The organism is Rickettsia endosymbiont of Nabis limbatus (assembly GCF_965196655.1).
GTDB lineage: Bacteria > Pseudomonadota > Alphaproteobacteria > Rickettsiales > Rickettsiaceae > Rickettsia.
Map to the genome: position 1 here is coordinate 424,182 of NZ_OZ239771.1, position 18,989 is coordinate 443,170.

Below are 18,989 nucleotides of genomic sequence, written 5' to 3' on the forward strand. Positions count from 1 at the left end.
TTGTAAGAATAATTAAACATGTCAAAGAGGAACAGATTGCAAGCAATACCAATTAATAGAACAGATTACTGTCAATTTTTAACAATTAGCCAAAAGAATTATAGTTTAACCTACTACGCTGAACATGCCAAGAAATGTAGCCATGATGTTATTAATAGATTTTTAGAAAATGAAAAATATACTCCTTCTTTGTTATGGGAACACATTAAGAATGATGTTATCTTTTCATCTAACGGATATACAATATTTGATGATACGGTGTTAAACAAAAGGAACACAAAGAAAATAGAGGTTGCTAGATCGCAGTATAGTGGAGCTACAGGTGGAGTTACTACCGGTATAGGAGTAGTGAGTCTTGTATATTATAACCCCGATATTGATAAGTTTTGGGTAATAGATTATCGCATTTTTTCACCTGATCATGATGGAGCGACGAAACTAGATCACCTACTAAAGATGTTCAATAATGCTGTTTATAGTAAAAAGATTCCTTTTCAAACTGTACTTTTTGACACATGGTATGCTACACACAAAATTATGCAACATGTTGACTCCTTGGGCAAATATTATTATGCCCCTATTAAAGCCAATAGAAATGTTAGTAAAACGTGTGATTACGAGCCTTATAAAGCTGTTAGCAAGTTGACGTTTTCAGATGAAGAAATTAAGAATGGAATGGAGATTCATATAAAAGGATTTGCCAAAAATAAGCATGTTAATTTGTTTAAATTTACTGTTTCTACCAACAGAGTTGATTATGTTGTTACCAATAACAAAACTCAAAAATCTTCTAAAGCTGCACAAGATGAGTTTGGCTTGCGATGGGTAATTGAGAGCATGCATAGAAAAATTAAGCAACTGACTGGTATAGAACGTTGCCAATGCAGAAAACAGCGTATCCAACGTAATCACATTAGTTGTGCATTTCTAGTTTGGGCTTTTCTCAAAAGAACTGCAAATAAAATAGGTAAAACGGTCTACCAAATAAAGTTAGGGCTTTTAGATGACTATATGCAACAACAGCTTCGTTCTCCATCTTTACGATATTTAGAACCAAACATAGCGTAAGTTTTGCTAGTAAGTCATTATTAATAGCTAAATTAATGATACTCCTCGCAGCAGAGCTACGAGGAGTATCATTAATGAGTTGTGCCACTCTTTAAATCTTGTTCAGATAGCTGAAAATTATTTTGATATCGTACAATCCTCTAGGTCTATCAGCAGTATAGGTGCTAAAATTCCTAATAGGTCCAATACTAAAGATCGTGCAAGGAGCGGCAAAGTTGAGAAGTTTAAACAGGAAAATTTTTTATATTTTCTTCATATATTTTTTGAGCTTCCGATAACGATAATTTTGAATAAATCTCTAGAGACTTGCGGGTTTCATTACCAGAGTATGGTTGAATAAGTGCGTCGTCTACTCCTCTTTTTTTAAGCCAAGTAAACAAAAAATGACGTAATTTGTGTGGAGAAATGTTTTGCTGCCTACTAATTATATTCTGATCAATGATTTATCAAAATATGATTTTATAACTTAATTCAATATAGATCAAAAGCTATACCATCTAAGGCATCGGTGGTAAATATGATTAGTATTTACCAAAAACTTTCTGAAAGCGGTATAACACTATTGTATTTTCCCGTTTTGGTGCAATAAAAAGTTCCTATAATTCCCAGTCTCGGTACATTTTTAACCAAAACTGCAAAAAATCTGAAAACTTTTATAACACAATTACCCTAACTATGAAAGCTATTTCTTAACTCGGTACTTTCTTTAACTTTGCCGCTCTTTGCACGATCTTTAGTATTGGGTCTATGTATCTATAATGTCATATTTGGAATTGCTGTCTTTTTGACGTAATTTACTGCTCCCTTTTAGTTTAGCAATGACACTAGTAAAGGCGGTCTAGTAAAAAGCTAGCAATATATATTACTTCTATAGTGACAATAATAAAAGAATAATATAGTATGAAAAATATCAAAGGCTCAACTATAACATCAATCAATAATTTAATAAGGATTATGGAAGAGATAAAAGACTGGGAGAAAGATTTTGAGATGTGTATTTATGCTAAGAAATTACTAGGTAAAGTAATATATTTAAATAGCATAGTAAAAGTATCACCGGTTGATGTGCTAGAAGTAAAGAAAGCGATATACTACGCCAGGAAATATCATGGAAGTCAAATGCGTCGATCAGGAGAGCCATATTACTCTCATCCGATAGAGGTAGCATATATGGTATCAGATTATTTATTTAGAACAGATATTTTAGTGACCGCAATACTACACGATACATTAGAAGATACAGAACTAACCAAGGATCAGATAACACAAAAATTTGGGTGGAAAGTAACCAATCAAGTAATGGATTTAACAAGGATTAAAGAGGACGGCATAAAGATTAGTGCTGCTGAAACAGTAGAGATCTTATATAAAGAAAAGAAACATGATGTACTGTTAATAAAACTCTTTGATAGGCTGCATAATATGCAGACAATAGGGGCTAAATCTCCTGAGAAAATTAGTAACACTGTAGAAGAAACTATGCATTATTTTTTAGTGTTATCTAAATACTTAGAATTATTAGATATAGAAATTAATCTTTTAGAATTATGTGCTACTACTCTTACAGTACCGAATTATTATTTAGATCATTATCACTTATTTTCTTTGGATAATTACCAACTTCCTTTTCAAGTTTTTCAAAATGATATAGACCAAAAGTATATCCTACAATTAAAGGAATTAGTATAATCAATAATCCGTAGTGTCCAAAAATATGTACAAAATATGTGATCCCAAAAGATGTTACAATGTACATGAGAGCATGTGCTATTGCATATGTTACATTTACATAAGTAAAACGTTTAAAAATGGGAAAATGTTTAAAAAATATTGGCATAGCTGGTGTTTGTGCGAGTCCGCATGTTATAGGTACTAATTGTATTAATAATAAATGTAAAGGTGATGTTATATTATCTAATAAGTAAGGACAAAATATCATTATAAATGTAAATATTAATAATTTAACTTTTAATATTATTAATGGATATATCTTATAACTAAGATATATCATTATACAGTAGATTACTAATCCGATTGTTGAAACTATAAAATTTTGATGTATTACTTGTGCTGCAGTATAATGGAAAGAGTTTTTTAGAATATTTCCACAATGGATATAAGTAAAATATAAAGAGACTGGTCCTCCACATAATGTGAAAAAATTTGCAATTATTGTTTTCTTACTTACATTTTCTTGCATAATAGGATTAATCTTTTGAGCTTTTAATTTAGTTGCATCTAAGATATTTGTGATTCGTCGTTTTGCATTAACAAATTCTGCTGTTTCGCGAAGAGATGTTCTTGCTAAAAAGCCGATAACTGCTACAACTGCACCAATCCAAAAAGCGATCCGCCAATTAAAACCTTGTGAAGTTACTAGAGAAGCTACAGCTAAAGCAAAAGTACCACCTAAAGCAGATAAACAACCTGTTAATGTAACAGCGGCATATTGTATTGGAGGTTTTGTGATTTCAGTAATATAAATTCCAGCTCCAATTCTTTCTCCCATTGATGAGATACCTTGTATCATGCGGCATACTGTCATAATGACAACAGCCTTCATTCCAATTTGGTCGTAAGTTGGTAAATTAGCCATAACAATACAAGAAATAGCCATCATAAATGTAGTAATAATAACAGTTACTTTTCTACCTATGGTATCACCTATATAGCCAAAAATTAATGCTCCAAAAGGTCTTAAGGCATAAGTGGAGCAAAAAGCAGCAGCAGACAAAAATGCTGCTACATTTGGATCAGATTTTGGAAAGAATAATTCATTAAGAAGTACTGCCATGTGCACATAGAGCATAAGGTCAAAGTACTCTAAGAAAGTACCAATTGAAAGTAATCCTACTGCCTCTTTTTGTTGTTTTGTTAGAGAAGCAAATGTCCCTTCACCATGTCTAATATATTCTGGCATATATGATTTTATTTGATTAATTATCTATCTAACTGTAATAGTAATAGTAGTTACTTAATTTGTCTATTTTTTTTTGCAAGAGGATTTATAGAGGGGCTCAGATAGCAATAGATTTATTCTTTTGTGTTGCTCAAGGGTATCAGAAAGTTTGTTTTATAGCGACTAGAAGTCGCATATCAAGCTAAAGCTTATTCAAGCCGTATGTGAGAGAGATCATGTCTGGTTCATGTACCTCAATATGTCTTTAATCTCTTAGGGTTTAATTCCCCGAAGGTCTGCTTCGTGATATACTAGATGCATGGAAGAAAGCAGTTATATACATAAAAGTCATAATGTCACAGTACTAATATATCATTTAGTAACACCGGCAAAGTATAGAAGAGTAATATTCAAAGAGGAACTAGACGATTATTTATGTAAAATTTGTGAGGACATAGAAGCTCGTTATGAAATTAGATTTTTGGAAATAGGAGTAGATAAAGAACATGTACATTTTTTACTACAGTCAATACTAATGTATAGCCCAACAAAAATAACTCAAATCATAAAAAGTATTACATCTAAGGAAATGTTTAAGAAATATCCAAATCTTAAAGAAAAATTATGGGGAAGTGAGTTTTGGAGTAAAAGGGTATTAGGAAGAATCGTGCGTAAATACACGCTAAGAAACGCGAGTGTCGTATTAAGATGCCTAATTATGGTTAATTAACTTGAAAAATCCTTGTTACTCCAATCTTTTAAGCACTTTGATAAGTTTCACACCTCAATACTTGAACATAAAAAATGCAATTTATGATTTTTAGCTAATTTTATAACAAAAATAGTATTATCAATATCCCTGTATCCTAGTATTTATCAGCTATTCCGCTCCTTTGTGAATACGAAATTCGCGTTAAGAAATTAGCTGCTATTTGATTAAACTTTTATCCAGTATATATTCTCCGTATAAAATAACGCGAGTTTCGTATTAAGATGCCTAAATTATAGTTAAGGAATTTGCCACAATCCTGATTTTTTAAGGCTTTTGGGAGATTGGATAAGTTTCATACTGTAATAATTGGAGTCAAAAAAGACAAATTGCTGAAAATTTATGCATTTTAAGCCCATTTTATAACAAAAACAGTATTATCAATATCCACCGTAACCCAGTATTTATCAGCTATACAGCGACTTTATGAATACGAAACTCGCGTAAAATAATATTATCCCAGCCAATTGGACTAATGTAAGGTAACATTGCTAAATGTCTATCATCCAATTCATTACTATATCTTTTGATAAGCTGCGTAATCTCTTTTGCTTGCCAGTAAATAATGCAAGTGATGATGAGGGTTAAGCAGCTACAAGTATTGCGTTGTGCATGTAAATCGTTAGCACTAATACGTCCCCGCTTACCATAGGCCACCTCTCGTGCAAGTTGATGTAACTGTTCTCCTTTTAAGAGACCTCGCCGTCTGTTTTGGCGTAGTAGTGGATCGGACATATAAGTTAAAATATTCTCTGTTTTAAAAATACGCCCTAATTCACGGTTTGCACGGTAAAAGTGGTTCTTAGGACTAAAGCCAGTTAAGCGTTTTAGTGCTGTAGAGGCAGTGGTGTGTCCACTTGCCAAGGATGCATAAAAATGTCCTATTTTGTCCCATTGATCTTCAATCCAATCCATATGAATTAATTGATCTTTACCTGCGATTAAAGAAACTAAGTTGCTGTAATTTTTGGTGTCATCTATTCGGTAAAGCCGTTGATGCTGTACACCACGTATACGTGGTGACAATTTTTTGCCTATCATAGCAAATGCAGCATAGTTAATTTCGGTATAGCCATGAGAATCCACATAATGCTCTTCAATGACTAAATCACTTTCATTATACAATATGCCATCCATCACATAAGGTGAATCTCTATCTGTACACTCAATCGGCAGACTAAAATATGGTGCATAATTATCAGCGACAAAAGTATAAAACTCTAGAGCAAAATCACAGAATTTTGTGCTATAAGTCTGTTGTAACGTACGTCGTGAATAAGAATAGCGTTGAGCATCACTGCTAGATGTTTTACCATCACCCCATTGCTTACTAATATCAAGGTTAGTAATCGCGTTTACAATCATGGCAAGCACAGAACGCTGGTTTTCTTCGCTAAGCTGCCAATCAGTAATATGTCTAATCTGATCGTATGTTATACCTTCCGTTAATCTTGCCATAGTGTATGGACCAATAAAACAGCCATGTGCCATAATGCTAACTAGAATCGTGCAAACATCATCAACCTGACGATGTACTTGCTGGTGCGGAAGCATGAATCCCTGTGTGAAACCTAAATCATTATCTACTTCAATTAGTAACTGTGGTAGCTTGATGGAACGCATATGTTTCTTAAGCCAAGTTTGTAAGGTATTCAGCGATTCTTTTTCCTCAGGTAAGTTTTCTTCAGCTTGATCAATGGATAATGCCCACTTACCATTTTTTACTTTAGCATAGGTGTTATACGGCTCAGTGGTTAAAAATGTATCAAAAGCCTTATTTAACCGCTCTGTTAAGTACACTTTAACATTCTGGGGATTTACTGGTAATCCTGCTCTCTTAAAAAAAGCTATCCGTTCTTTCTGCCACTCTGTATATGGCATAAAAAAATTATCAAAATTACCAAAGCGTTTACTATCTTTGACCGTCAGGTTACCTATTTTCATTTCATCACGGATACTGGTCAATAAAGCAGATTCCCATGCAGGTTTATCCAATATACCTTGCGACTTTACCAATGATCTTAATTTTTTAGGAATAAAATCAATTGGGGCATCGTCTGGCAATTTACGTTTTTGTTGTTGATTCAGCTCATGCAGCAGTTCAATAGCTTTAAGTAAATTTGTCGCTCGTTCTCCTTTAGCTTCAAATTTTAAATGCGCAATTAATGCAGGTGAGAATTGACGCAAATAACTAAATCGTTCCACTACCAAGTGAAAGAGATGACTGAATTTACCTTTGAGCCAATCTTGAGAGTATAAGAGGTGTTGTTCCAAGGTTTTACGATTTACCTTATTAAAGATAGCTGTTCGTAATTTAGTATCTTCAATATCGCTATCCAATACAAGCTCTGCAATAGTGTTAAGAAAAATCTGACCCTGCTTAAAATGCTTGCGCTGTTTTCTTAGTGCCTCATTCATTTGCATATCTGCACGATTATACACTTTGAGCATTAATTTATGGTGCATATCGATAATATAGTCAATCGTATCTAAATTCAGCTGTTTTAAAAAGCAAATCAGTGCAGTATAACGATGTGAGGCTTGCAAATCTCTTAAACGTTTAGCTGAACAACGTAGCACATATTTAGTGAGGCTACGTTGGTAGTTGTTATTCAGCCAGTCGGTATCTAGCTTAGCGATATCAATAGCATGTATTAATTCCAATTTTTGAGTTAATGCTATAAGTGCTTTTGGAGAAGGCTTTGCAGGTGGCTGCTTTAACTGCTGTAAAGGAGATATGCGGGATTCATCCGCTTTCAGTAACTCATCTAAGTTCTTAGATTGTGCTTCAGTGAGATTTATCAGTATTTTATCATAAATAAACTGTCGTGCTTTTTGCCTTTGTATGATAATTAACCGTTCTAACGTATCACGTGCAGGTTGTAAAATATATTGTTCTTTTAAAAACTGCTCCGTCTTGATCAATAAAATACTGACATGATCTGTACGCTGTGCTTCAATGAATAAAAATTTACTGACTTGATAAATAGCAGACTTATCAAAACTACTTAGCTTTAAATAATTACGAATTTGTTGTTGATGTTCTGAAACTGTTTGCTGTCGTTTTTGATAGGCATTGATTAGTTCTTTTTTGATACCAAGCTGTAAAATAGCAAATGTGATTATCTGTGACTGAATTTCTACTAAAGATTGATTAGGAAAATAATTAAAGACCTTAACAAACATGAGTTGATAAGCAAAACCTAGACGGTTATGCTGACCACGGCATTTTTGAATCAGACTTCTATCTTGCTCTGATAACGTGGCAAGCTGAATAATAACTGATTCTGGTAATGCTTTAACAATTTCTTGATTGTTCAATTTTTACTTCCTAAACAATTTTTTTTAAATCGCTCAAAAAACGAGCGTTTTTTAAGTAGTGGCAGAGAACTGGTTTTAAGCACCTCATACCCACTTAAAAACTCATTGAAAAAATAACGCTAAGTTTGATATTATGCCAGTAAGTTTTTAAGCAAACAAATAAAATAATATTTTACTATGCTAATTGGCTATATGCGTATCTCTAAAAATGATGGTTCACAAATTTTTGATTTACAACGAGATGCACTTATTGATGCAGGTGTCAGTAAGGAACGTCTCTATCAAGACATTGCTTCGGGTAAAAAAGAAGCAAGATTAGGTTTACAAGCTTGTCTCAAAGCTTTGCAACCAGGTAATATTCTAGTCGTATGGAAACTTGATCGTTTAGGTCGTGATTTAAAACATTTGATTACTATTATACGCGAGTTTCGTATTCAAAAAGTCGCTGTATAGCTGATAAACAGTGGGTTACGGGGATATTGATAATACTGTTTTTGTTATAAAGTGAGTACAAAATACAAATTGCTAATTAAAATATGGTATTTATAGTATAAGAAAAAAGTTTATAGGTTATTGAAAAAACTTTAAGAGCAATAACCTATGATAATGGATTTTACAGAAATATTTTGTTACGTCGATGATTTTTTTCAAGAATTAGACAAGCATACAAATTCAATTACTAACCATAACAACAAATCTGGTCCTAAAAGTCGACTTAACAGAAGTGAGGTAATAACAATTATAATAGGCTACTGGCAGTCATCTTATGATTGTTTTAAGAATTATTATCTGAAGCAAATATGGATTTATCATCAAAGAGATTTTCAATTAGTAAGCTATAGTCAATTTATAAAAATAATAGGTCCACATTTACCACTATTAGTACTGATATTCAATTCTATTTTGGATCAGTGTGATGGCCTTTCTTTTGTAGATTCAAGTAGTATAGAGGTATGTAAGAGATACCGTATTTCAATGAATAAAGTGTTCGCCGGCATAGCAGCACGCAGTAAGACAACAAAAGGTTGGTTCTATGGACTTAAACTACATCTAATAATTAATAGAGCCGGTGGTATAGTTAAAGCATCTTTTAGCCCTGGCAATAAGGATGATAGAAAACAGCTGGAACTGATGATCAAAAATCTTTTTGGTAAAGTATTCGGAGATCGTGGTTATATTTCACAACAATTATTTCAACAACTTTTAGAGCAAGGAATTTTTATGGTAACTAGGGTAAAGAAAAATATGAAAAATAAACTTATGTCTATGTTGGATAAAATATTATTGCTTAAAAGAGCATTAATAGAATCTGTGTTTAGTAAAATTAAACTATTGGGGAAGTTTGAGCATTCAAGGCATAGATCAGTTACAAATGCCTTTGTGCATATGGTTGCAGCACTGATAAATTATCAAATGTCTGATAATAAACCTTCTATTACATCTCTCTTGATATGCTAAATCCTATGCTATATTAATTCGAAACTCGCGTTATTATAGACGAATTACGTCAGCGTCATATTGGCTTTAAAGTTTTAGCAGGACATGGTACTCAAATTGATACTACCTCTGCTAATGGTAGATTAATATTTGGATTATTTGCAACACTTGCTGAATATGAACGAGAATTAATTATCGAGCGAACTCATGCTGGATTAAAAGCAGCACGTGCTAGAGGTCGTTTAGGAGGACGCCCTCGTAAAATGACTGCTTCTACTTTACGTATTGCATCAGCCGCCATGGCAGATCCAAGTACTATAGCCTGTGAAATAGCTAAGCAACTTAATATAACCACTGCAACACTCTATACTTATGTAAATAGTGATGGCTCATTAAAAGAGCCAGGAAAAAAGCTGTTACCTTTCACATCTTGATTTCTTAAACTTATCCCTTAGCGTGTATTTACGCACGATTCTTCCTAATACCCTTAAAGGATATTTTATGAGCACAGTATGTAAACATGGTGATGAGCAGAAATTACGTAATTATGTAAAAAATCAAGGTTCAGGCAAACCTTCTTATAAAGCATTTCAACAAAAACAGTTAAACCTTTTTGGATAGATACCTCGTAGCTCTGCTGCGAGGAGTATCATTTGAAAAAATTAATCTCCTAAACGAGGTTTCTTATGTATTATCAACACATAATTCTATCAATGATCTTACTAAAAAACTCCAAAACCATTCTATAACCTACGGGCTGATTTAGCAGCACCATGGAGAATTTCGGTTATAGCTTCTTTAACCAACTTGTCTAAACTTCTATAATACAATCTTGGCCTATCATATTGATCTCATTATGTGCTTCTTCATATATATTTTCTTCATTTTCTTCAATATGTGTTAATACGATTCCATTATCTCTAATCTTTGGAGCCAATATTTCACAAGTTCTAGCAATACACTTACCGCCCATAATTAGCCACTTAGTAATCGAGAAACAATATTTATTAATAAAATATAAAGCTACTACCCCGAGTCCTATGTTACCTACTGCAAGAGGGTAAGAACTAATTTCAAGACCGGCAATTAATTTATTTGTAGAAGGTATATCACCAATTGGTGCAGAAATTGGAAGTATTTCTTCAACTTTTTGTTCAGAATCTGCAATTCTTACCTCATAAAAATTGTCCATAATTTGCTTATATGTGTAATCATCTTTGGCTTCATTGTATTGCTTATTGATGTTACGTTTTGTCCTATCATGTTTTACAATATTTTCAGAGTAATTACTCTCGGCCTTTAAATTATCATAAATATGCTCTATATATGAGATAGTAATATTTAGCAGGGTATAGACATCATTCAACTCTATGTCCTTATTTTTTATTTGACTTTGGAGACTCTTTATCTTTTGTTCATATGCATCTATATTTTGATGTACATTTTCTAGTGACTCATTCATTAACGAAGTGTGGTTTTCATAGCGCTGTACATAATCGGTATAGTTTGCTCTTTGTGTATCAAAATACTTGTATGCATCTTTACTATTCGTAATAATACTACTATTATTTTTTAATTTTTCGAGCACATTGGTTAGGACATCTACAGAGTGATTAGCCTTTTGGAGATGATTAGTAGTCTCATTTAGCTTTACTTCTAATTCTTTTTCAGACTTTTTAATATTAGTAAGATATGAGATTAAGTAATTAAGCTGATTTTCCAATAAATTGATATTATTTTTTAAATTAACTACCTTCTTGCTAAGAGTATCTCTACTCTGTATTGCTTTATCTAGTTCCAACTTTAAATAATTATTTTCCTGCTTAAGAAATATATTTTGTTGTTCAAGAGCTCTATTCTGAATTTGAAGTAATGATGTTGTGTTTGATATGTTTATTTCGAGTGTTATACTGTTAAAGTTTGGTATACAGAAAGTTTTAGACATCATATTTAAAGTAACTTCCATATGATATGATGTAAGTGCATTATGAATACTAACACAATTATCTGGTGTTGAAAGAGATTCATGATGACAAATCATGTCGTATAGTATTTTGAGGCGACTACGTGACCAGTTACCTATATCCTTTATCTTAATCGTGCATAATATGTGTGTATTAAGATTAAATGTTTCATATTCAGTATATGTATTATTATAAAGCTTAAGCACATCGGTGGTATTTTTTTCACTTGATCGATATATGATAAATTGCGGCAATATACCTGAAGTAATATTTGAATAGGTTGCTACAGAACAATGTTTGTTTATGAGAGAATACAGATTAGTATTGTAATTAATTAGCGAGCCTGTATAATACTTCATTTGGAAATATATATCAGAATCACATGTATGTATCAAATCAGAAAGTTTAGGTGAGTAAATGGCTCTATTTAATAAAATAAGAAAGAAGTTAGACATATAAATTATCTAGAATTATTTTGAAATTTTGTGTTGGTTTTAATATAAAATTTAAGTTTTTATTCACATATTTCTTAACTTTGTAGTGCTAAAAATTTTACCTGATTGTCAGTTAAATTTTGACTGTCAGATATATAATCAAGATACAAAATTTCATTATTTTTTCAACAGCTAACTTTTTACTATCCATAAAAGTCTGGATAGGAGTTTTACCATAGCAATATTTACCGGAATGCGGTCTTTCATTATTGTAATGTTCTAACCAAATATCAAGATCTAGTTGTAGATCGTCAAGATCAGTATAAATCTTTTTACGCATAGCCGTATCAAAGAATTCTTGTTTCATAGTTTTATTAAAACGTTCACACATACCATTTGTTTGAGGAGAATATGCTTTAGTAGTGGTATGTTCTATACCTTCGATACTTAGAAATAATTCAAAAGCATGATGCTCTATATTTCCTTTATATTCTGACCCACGATCTGTAAGAACACGAAGTATTGGTATCCCTTGAGTTTCATACCATGGCAACACGCGGTCATTAAGCATGTCAGCAGCGGTAAGGGCTGTTTTATCAGTATATAATTTAGCATCTGCGACCCTAGTATAGCTATCAATAAATACCTGAGAATATACCTTTCCTATGCCTTTAAAATTACCAACATAATATGTATCTTGACATCCTAGATAACCTGGATGCTGTGTATCAATCTCACCATGGGCTTCTTGCTCGCTACGCCGTTTCTCTAGTACTTGTAACTGAGTTTCAGTAAGAACAATACCATCTTGAGCAATCTTTGCTTCTAATGCTTTAAGTGTAATAGTTGAGATTTAATTTTACATTTAGTAAAATAAGATAATATTAAATGGAGGATTAGGGATGAATCTAAATCAAAAAATAATAAAGCCAAAAATCGGTTTACTAGAACTAGCTAAGAGCCTTGGTAGCATATCATCAGCATGTAAAGCTATGGGGTTACAGTAGAGACAGTTATTATAGGTTTAAAGAGCTGAATGAAACTGGAGGAGAAGAAGCATTATATGAGATTAGCCGGAAGAAGCCAATTATAGCAAATAGAGTTGAACCGGCTGTAGAGAGAGCAGTACTAAGATATGGCAATAGAATACCCTGCTTATGGACAGATTCGAGTATCAAATGAGCTTAAAAAGACTGGTATCCTTGTATCTCCTGGAGGCGTTAGGTCTATTTGGCTACGTAATGATTTGAATAATATCAATAAAAGACTTAAAGCATTAGAAGCAAGGATGGCTCAAGATGGTATTGTCCTTACCGAATCTCAGTTACAAGTACTAGAGAAACGGCGTAGCGAGCAAGAAGCCCATGGTGAGATTGATACACAGCATCCAGGTTATCTAGGATGTCAAGATACATATTATGTTGGTAATTTTAAAGGCATAGGAAAGGTATATTCTCAGGTATTTATTGATAGCTATACTAGGGTCGCAGATGCTAAATTATATACTGATAAAACAGCCCTTACCGCTGCTGACATGCTTAATGACCGCGTGTTGCCATGGTATGAAACTCAAGGGATACCAATACTTCGTGTTCTTACAGATCGTGGGTCAGAATATAAAGGAAATATAGAGCATCATGCTTTTGAATTATTTCTAAGTATCGAAGGTATAGAACATACCACTACTAAAGCATATTCTCCTCAAACAAATGGTATGTGTGAACGTTTTAATAAAACTATGAAACAAGAATTCTTTGATACGGCTATGCGTAAAAAGATTTATACTGATCTTGACGATCTACAACTAGATCTTGATATTTGGTTAGAACATTACAATAATGAAAGACCGCATTCCGGTAAATATTGCTATGGTAAAACTCCTATCCAGACTTTTATGGATAGTAAAAAGTTAGCTGTTGAAAAAATAATGAAATTTTGTATCTTGATTATATATCTGACAGTCAAAATTTAACTGACAATCAGGTAAAATTTATAGTGTCTGTAAGATTAAATCTTGACTTCTACATAGATTTTATCAAAAATTTTCATCTAGTAACAGTCCCATTATAGTAGTGCTCCCATGTGTGAACATCCCTAATAATGCAAGAAAAATATTAGCCACAAACTTTAGTTTCATTATAGTCATTGCTAGATTGAACAACTAGATTATCCACCCTAAAAACATTGGTATTATTAACTCCTATTTCCTTAACTTATAGATTTTTATCATGCAATATCCAAGTAAAATGTAAAATACAACTTGAAATGTGAGATGTTATGCATATAATGCCCCTTTAATTAGTTTAATATATTAAAATCCATGCATAACTTTTTTCTTATTTTATTAAATAGCACATTTACTTCTTTTCAAGAAACTAAAGACAGAATATTTAAATGCAATTCTGGCATATACTCGGACATAAAAAATTATAAGGAGTTTATTGATGGTCCTACTACACGTCTGTATTCTTTTATAGAAAAATATTGTTCTATAACAAAATACTCAAGCATTAATTCAAATATACTGCCTAAATCTGTAATCATCTCATCAAATGAAAATGATATAATGAATGTGATTACACAGTACAATAATACATATCTTGAATATGAAGAAATAGCTTCTGATAATACAGAAGATCTACTATGCCCTATTAACAGTGAAAACTGGTCTGATTGGATATTAACATATTTTAACGAAATATATGCAAAGATTTGTACATATAATAATCATCAATGTATCGCACAACATAATACAGAGATGTTAAACCACACGAAATATACTTTGCACAAAATAAATAATGTTTGGTGTGCCCCTACTACTAACCCTAGTAGCAATGATTATTTTAACCATAATATCACAAATACTACTAATGATGATTCACATTTTAACACACATGACTCCTCAAGTTCTCTTATTTATTGGATACAAATAATTGTAATAGGAGCGGGAATATTTACACTCGGATGTTATACTAAGAAAATAATAGATTATATACAAAAGCAATATTGTACACCAAATACTCACGAGCCATGTGTACAGATAGTAAACACTCCTGAAGAAGCAATACAAATGTATCAAAGGGAACACAGTGTGGAACCATTATATCAGAATGTAAACACTATAGGAAATATAGAGGAAAATATTGCATTTTAATGTAAAGAAAAACATTTATGTACTCTTTGTAATAAGAGGAATTGGAATTTTTTGTAATGATTTTATAAATATTACAGAGCTGAAAGAAGGGAGCAATAATTAACACGAGTTTCATATTCACAAAGGTGCTGAATAGCTGATCAAGACTGAGTTACGGGGATATTGATAATACTGTTTTTGTTATAAAATGAGCTTTAAATGCATAAATTTTTAGCAATTTGTCTTTTTGGACTCCAATTATTACAGTATGAAACTTATCCAATCTCCCAAAAGCCTTAAATAATAAGGATTGTGGCAAATTCCTTAACTATAATTTAGGCATCTTAATACGAAACTTGCGTTAATTACATAATATACGTATGATCATCAAAGATTTCATTCAAGCATTGATTATCAAGGACCTATGAATATTAATACTATTAACTAAACAAAGAAAAATAATGAAATCCAAATTTTTTAAACATCTAAAATGTATATCACCAGAAGACGATTCAGAGTCACAAGAAACCATACAGCAAATAGAATCATCTCAAGACAAAATACAGCCACCAAATATAACATTTAGATTTTCAAAATTTGATCTTGTAAGTCTTGAATTAGCTCAAGAAAAAAAACATAAGTTGTCACAAGATACCTGTGTACTTCATAATCTTCACCTTACACCCGATATATTGCAAAAGCAACGGAGCAATTTAAAAAAGACAGATATTATTACAAAGAATAGTGTTGAGGGATATTTATTAAATAATAACAATATAGAATGTGATGAATTAATAAAGTCTCCTCAAGTGGTAGTCACAAAAGAGACTAATATATCCGAGATACCTATTTCTGAAGCGTTACCAAAATCTAATAGAGATACTGATAATGCTTTGTGGCAAGAGGTTGATTCCATCCTTGCACCTTGCTATCAATTCTTAAATAATGATGAGAACACAAATTTGATGGGCTTAGATAGCACTGAATGATACTCCTCGCAGCAGAGCTACGAGGTATCTATCCAAAAAGGTTTAACTGTTTTTGTTGAAATGCTTTATAAGAAGGTTTGCCTGAACCTTGATTTTTTACATAATTACGTAATTTCCGCTCATCACCATGTTTACCTACTGTGCTCATAAAATATCCTTTACTCCAAAACTCACTTCCCCATAATTTTTCTTTAAGATTTGGATATTTCTTAAACATTTCCTTAGATGTAATACTTTTTATGATTTGAGTTATTTTTGTTGGGCTATACATTAGTATTGACTGTAGTAAAAAATGTACATGTTCTTTATCTACTCCTATTTCCAAAAATCTAATTTCATAACGAGCTTCTATGTCCTCACAAATTTTACATAAATAATCGTCTAGTTCCTCTTTGAATATTACTCTTCTATACTTTGCCGGTGTTACTAAATGATATATTAGTACTGTGACATTATCACTTTTATGTATATAACTGCTTTCTTCCATGCATCTAGTATATCACGAAGCAGACCTTCGGGGAATTAAACCCTAAGAGATTAATAATATTTAAATTTTATGGTTGACCATACGCTTTATATAAATTACAATAGATAGGCAGTGAAGTAATTGTCATTGTCAAATAAAAAGGGACCAGTAAATTGCACGAAAAAGGGACCACTATATGTAAAAATTTTTATGTCAAATGACCTCCAAATTTATAGTTATTAATACGATAACTTTTACCTGTGATGTTTAGTATATGTGCATGATGTACTACTCGATCAATAATTGCATGAGTTAATAACTCATCAGCAAATATTTCATTCCATCTTTCAAAATCCTTGTTTGTGGTAATAATGGTAGATTTATTTTCATATCGTTTAGCAATAATATTAAAAAAATCATCTACTGAATGTTTTGGTAATTGCTTAAAACCTAACTCATCAAGAATTAATAAGTCAAATGATAAGAGTAATTTAACTTTTTTGTGATAGCTATTATCTGCTCTTGCAATATGTAAATTATAAAGCATATCCGATACCGTAGTAAAATATACAGAGTATTCTCGTGTTAAAGCTTTTAATGCTAATCCAATAGCAAGATGAGTTTTGCCAGTTCCAGAATTACCTATGAATATGACATTGCCCTTAGTATTAATATAATCACAAGTAGATAAATCACTTATTACTTTGGCATCAATACTTGGTTGGAACTGAAAATCAAAGTCTTCTAAATTTTTAGTGACTGGTAATTTAGCAGCACTTTTACGACGACGGTAATTATTATCCTTACGGTGAGATTTTTCATCTTCACATAATAGTGAGAGAAATTCTTTAAATCCTAGTTTATTATTTTGAGCATAAATAATCCTTTCATTTAAGCTATTGACTATACCTGATAATCTAAAACTACGTAGGTCATTAAGCAAGTTCTGCATTCTGACCTCCAAACTCTGGCAATGGTAAGTTTACTGCATTACTATTTAAGATATTTTTAATTTTAGAGTAAGAACTTATACCGTAATGTAATGCTCTATGACAAGCTTTATCTATTAACTCATCATTGTAAACCTTACGTAAAGAAATAATACCTCTAGCACAACGTTGCCAATCATTTACTCGTGTTTGTTGTAATAACTCTAATAATAAACTGCAATTATTTCCTATCTGCTGCATTTGTTGTTGATAATGTTCACTATATTCTATAAAACCTGGGCATAGACGTTTATATTTGGCATAATGAGACGGATTAGTGGTAAATATTCCTTTGCCATCTGTTCTAACGTGCCTTGCTATTAAATCATTTTGGATAGAAAATATTTGAACAAGTTTTGGTGATAATTGTACCAGTACCTCACTGTATATATATTTTGCCGGTACGGAATAATAATTATTATCTATGGTGATATGACAATCTTTTGCTACTTTTCGATTATGCCACGATGACAAATCAAACGTTTCTAATGGTAAAGGCATTAAATTATTACTTTCTTCTTGCTCAAATAGTTCCTGAGGAATTTTTTTAGTAGTACCATGTATTCGGTTATTTGCTTTATTTAACCAGTTAGCAAGATCATGTGTTAATTCTTCATATCTATGAAATTTACGTCCAGCAAAAAAATTATTTTTGACATACTTTATTCCTGATTCTACTTTGCCTTTTTCTTGAGGTTGATATACACGACAAGGAGAAAGTAAAATTCCATAATGATCAGCTAAACGTTTGTATTCCTTCTGATATACGGGCTCATAGAAATTGCTATCTACCACTCCAGCTTTAAGATTATCAAGTTTTATTACTTTTGGACTGCCAGCAAAATAATTAAATGCATTGATATGACATTGTATCCATGTTTGACAACTTTGATCAAACACTACTTCATAATAATCAAGGCGACTATAACTTAAACGCATATTAAATACATATGCTTTAACTCTACGCCCCTTAGAATTATACTGTAAGCCTATGTCACCAAAATCTACTTGTGCTTCCTCTCCTGCTAAAGTATGAAAACGAATGCAACTGTTATTTTGTATCTTATATTTTTTGATATAACGGGTTAGCGAACCATAACTTTTTGTATAACCTTGAATTTTTAACTCTTCAAAAATTCTTATGTAACTTAGATTCTTTTCTAATAACTCAATTATTTGTTCGTGCCAAGAATCCAGTGCTGAAGATCGTTCATAGGGTGCAGGAGATTCTGTACCAGACTCTACATAACGGTTTACTATTTTTCTTACTGTTTTACGGTCTATTCTCGTTAGTTTGGCAATATTTCTTTGACTATTGCCTTGCTTATAAAGGGTGATAATTGTTGTGTACATATTTATTCTTATCATTGTATCACTAGATATTTATTTTAATTAATTATCTAGTGAATATTGCACATTATAACCTTATTAGGTTACACCAAATTCTCTGGTCCCTTTTTCGTGCAATTTACTGGTCCCTTTTACTTTAGCAATGACAGTAATGCTCTAAAGACCCTTAA

At 32.0% G+C, this 18,989-nt stretch carries 14 protein-coding genes and 4 pseudogenes; 11 read left to right on the forward strand and 7 right to left on the reverse strand.

The genetic code is table 11. The features are described from left to right. The first annotated feature begins 36 nt into the window (after positions 1-36). Together ACOAL3_RS02505 and ACOAL3_RS02510 are read left to right on the forward strand one after the other, a co-directional pair. A complete protein-coding gene (locus ACOAL3_RS02505) occupies positions 37-1,068 on the forward strand; it encodes an IS701 family transposase (RefSeq protein WP_473198140.1) in 1,032 nt (343 codons plus the stop codon). Between the two features lie 954 nt (positions 1,069-2,022). Next, positions 2,023-2,757, forward strand: a complete 735-nt coding sequence (locus tag ACOAL3_RS02510; RefSeq protein WP_419234710.1) for an HD domain-containing protein — start codon at positions 2,023-2,025, stop codon at positions 2,755-2,757. Here ACOAL3_RS02510 and ACOAL3_RS02515 read toward each other — a convergent pair. Continuing rightward, positions 2,675-3,988: pseudogene (locus tag ACOAL3_RS02515) on the reverse strand (MFS transporter); the annotation flags it as partial. The gene ACOAL3_RS02510 and the pseudogene ACOAL3_RS02515 sit on opposite strands and share 83 nt — an antisense overlap. A gap of 298 nt (positions 3,989-4,286) precedes the next feature. Here ACOAL3_RS02515 and tnpA (ACOAL3_RS02520) point away from each other — a divergent pair. Further along, complete coding sequence (tnpA, locus tag ACOAL3_RS02520; RefSeq protein WP_419234711.1) at positions 4,287-4,697, forward strand: IS200/IS605 family transposase; 411 nt, start codon at positions 4,287-4,289, stop codon at positions 4,695-4,697. 450 nt (positions 4,698-5,147) lie between these two features. On the opposite strand, the gene ACOAL3_RS02525 is transcribed toward tnpA (ACOAL3_RS02520), so the two are convergent. Continuing rightward, on the reverse strand, positions 5,148-8,057 hold the full coding sequence (locus ACOAL3_RS02525) for a Tn3 family transposase (protein ID WP_419235295.1): 2,910 nt from the start codon (positions 8,055-8,057) through the stop codon (positions 5,148-5,150). A gap of 192 nt (positions 8,058-8,249) precedes the next feature. Here ACOAL3_RS02525 and ACOAL3_RS02530 point away from each other — a divergent pair, with 192 nt between their 5' ends. The 5 genes and pseudogenes from ACOAL3_RS02530 (at position 8,250) to ACOAL3_RS02550 (ending at position 10,115) form a co-directional block, all read left to right on the forward strand. After that, positions 8,250-8,510: a recombinase family protein gene (locus ACOAL3_RS02530; RefSeq protein WP_473198139.1), complete on the forward strand. Its 261-nt coding sequence runs from the start codon at positions 8,250-8,252 to the stop codon at positions 8,508-8,510. Between the two features lie 147 nt (positions 8,511-8,657). After that, positions 8,658-9,515 carry an IS982 family transposase gene (locus tag ACOAL3_RS02535; protein WP_419234519.1) on the forward strand — a complete coding sequence of 286 codons (858 nt, stop codon included), beginning with the start codon at positions 8,658-8,660 and terminating at the stop codon, positions 9,513-9,515. Positions 9,516-9,574: 59 nt separating this feature from the next. Next, positions 9,575-9,676: pseudogene (locus ACOAL3_RS02540) on the forward strand (hypothetical protein); the annotation flags it as partial. 81 nt (positions 9,677-9,757) lie between these two features. Next, on the forward strand, positions 9,758-9,928 hold the full coding sequence (locus ACOAL3_RS02545; RefSeq protein WP_419235296.1) for a hypothetical protein: 171 nt from the start codon (positions 9,758-9,760) through the stop codon (positions 9,926-9,928). 22 nt (positions 9,929-9,950) lie between these two features. After that, positions 9,951-10,115 (forward strand): hypothetical protein, encoded by a 165-nt coding sequence (locus tag ACOAL3_RS02550; RefSeq protein WP_419235297.1) that lies wholly within the window; start codon positions 9,951-9,953, stop codon positions 10,113-10,115. A 190-nt stretch (positions 10,116-10,305) separates the two neighbouring features. Here the strand turns inward: ACOAL3_RS02550 and ACOAL3_RS02555 are convergent, their stop codons facing one another. Together ACOAL3_RS02555 and ACOAL3_RS02560 are read right to left on the reverse strand one after the other, a co-directional pair. Further along, positions 10,306-11,913: a GumC domain-containing protein gene (locus ACOAL3_RS02555; RefSeq protein ID WP_419235298.1), complete on the reverse strand. Its 1,608-nt coding sequence runs from the start codon at positions 11,911-11,913 to the stop codon at positions 10,306-10,308. A gap of 74 nt (positions 11,914-11,987) precedes the next feature. Further along, positions 11,988-12,730: pseudogene (locus ACOAL3_RS02560) on the reverse strand (integrase core domain-containing protein); the annotation flags it as partial. Positions 12,731-12,794: 64 nt separating this feature from the next. Between ACOAL3_RS02560 and ACOAL3_RS02565 the strand changes: the two are divergent. The 3 genes and pseudogenes from ACOAL3_RS02565 to ACOAL3_RS02575 all read left to right on the forward strand — a co-directional run bounded on the left by ACOAL3_RS02565 (position 12,795) and on the right by ACOAL3_RS02575 (position 16,014). Further along, positions 12,795-13,864, forward strand: a pseudogene (locus tag ACOAL3_RS02565) (IS481 family transposase). Positions 13,865-14,458: 594 nt separating this feature from the next. Next, positions 14,459-15,046, forward strand: a complete 588-nt coding sequence (locus ACOAL3_RS02570; RefSeq protein ID WP_419235299.1) for a hypothetical protein — start codon at positions 14,459-14,461, stop codon at positions 15,044-15,046. Between the two features lie 440 nt (positions 15,047-15,486). Beyond that, positions 15,487-16,014 (forward strand): hypothetical protein, encoded by a 528-nt coding sequence (locus tag ACOAL3_RS02575; RefSeq protein ID WP_419235300.1) that lies wholly within the window; start codon positions 15,487-15,489, stop codon positions 16,012-16,014. A gap of 28 nt (positions 16,015-16,042) precedes the next feature. Here the strand turns inward: ACOAL3_RS02575 and tnpA (ACOAL3_RS02580) are convergent, their stop codons facing one another. The 3 genes from tnpA (ACOAL3_RS02580) to istA all read right to left on the reverse strand — a co-directional run bounded on the left by tnpA (ACOAL3_RS02580) (position 16,043) and on the right by istA (position 18,822). Continuing rightward, positions 16,043-16,501 (reverse strand): IS200/IS605 family transposase, encoded by a 459-nt coding sequence (tnpA, locus tag ACOAL3_RS02580; RefSeq protein WP_419234857.1) that lies wholly within the window; start codon positions 16,499-16,501, stop codon positions 16,043-16,045. A gap of 187 nt (positions 16,502-16,688) precedes the next feature. Then, positions 16,689-17,432 (reverse strand): IS21-like element helper ATPase IstB, encoded by a 744-nt coding sequence (gene istB / locus ACOAL3_RS02585; RefSeq protein WP_419234522.1) that lies wholly within the window; start codon positions 17,430-17,432, stop codon positions 16,689-16,691. Then, positions 17,416-18,822 (reverse strand): IS21 family transposase, encoded by a 1,407-nt coding sequence (gene istA, locus ACOAL3_RS02590; RefSeq protein WP_419234561.1) that lies wholly within the window; start codon positions 18,820-18,822, stop codon positions 17,416-17,418. The genes istB and istA overlap by 17 nt, the downstream gene beginning before the upstream one ends. Between the last annotated feature and the right edge of the window lie 167 nt (positions 18,823-18,989).

Excerpts from the sequence above, each read along its gene's own strand:
- ACOAL3_RS02510 (WP_419234710.1), top strand. The coding sequence starts at position 2,023 with ATGGAAGAGATAAAAGACTGGGAGAAAGATTTTGAGATGTGTATTTAT.
- tnpA (WP_419234711.1), top strand. The coding sequence starts at position 4,287 with ATGGAAGAAAGCAGTTATATACATAAAAGTCATAATGTCACAGTACTA.
- ACOAL3_RS02530 (WP_473198139.1), top strand. The coding sequence starts at position 8,250 with ATGCGTATCTCTAAAAATGATGGTTCACAAATTTTTGATTTACAACGA.
- ACOAL3_RS02535 (WP_419234519.1), top strand. The coding sequence starts at position 8,658 with ATGATAATGGATTTTACAGAAATATTTTGTTACGTCGATGATTTTTTT.
- ACOAL3_RS02545 (WP_419235296.1), top strand. The coding sequence starts at position 9,758 with ATGACTGCTTCTACTTTACGTATTGCATCAGCCGCCATGGCAGATCCA.
- ACOAL3_RS02555 (WP_419235298.1), bottom strand. The coding sequence starts at position 11,913 with ATGTCTAACTTCTTTCTTATTTTATTAAATAGAGCCATTTACTCACCT.
- ACOAL3_RS02570 (WP_419235299.1), top strand. The coding sequence starts at position 14,459 with ATGAATGTGATTACACAGTACAATAATACATATCTTGAATATGAAGAA.
- ACOAL3_RS02575 (WP_419235300.1), top strand. The coding sequence starts at position 15,487 with ATGAAATCCAAATTTTTTAAACATCTAAAATGTATATCACCAGAAGAC.
- tnpA (WP_419234857.1), bottom strand. The coding sequence starts at position 16,501 with ATGGAAGAAAGCAGTTATATACATAAAAGTGATAATGTCACAGTACTA.
- istB (WP_419234522.1), bottom strand. The coding sequence starts at position 17,432 with ATGCAGAACTTGCTTAATGACCTACGTAGTTTTAGATTATCAGGTATA.
- istA (WP_419234561.1), bottom strand. The coding sequence starts at position 18,822 with ATGTACACAACAATTATCACCCTTTATAAGCAAGGCAATAGTCAAAGA.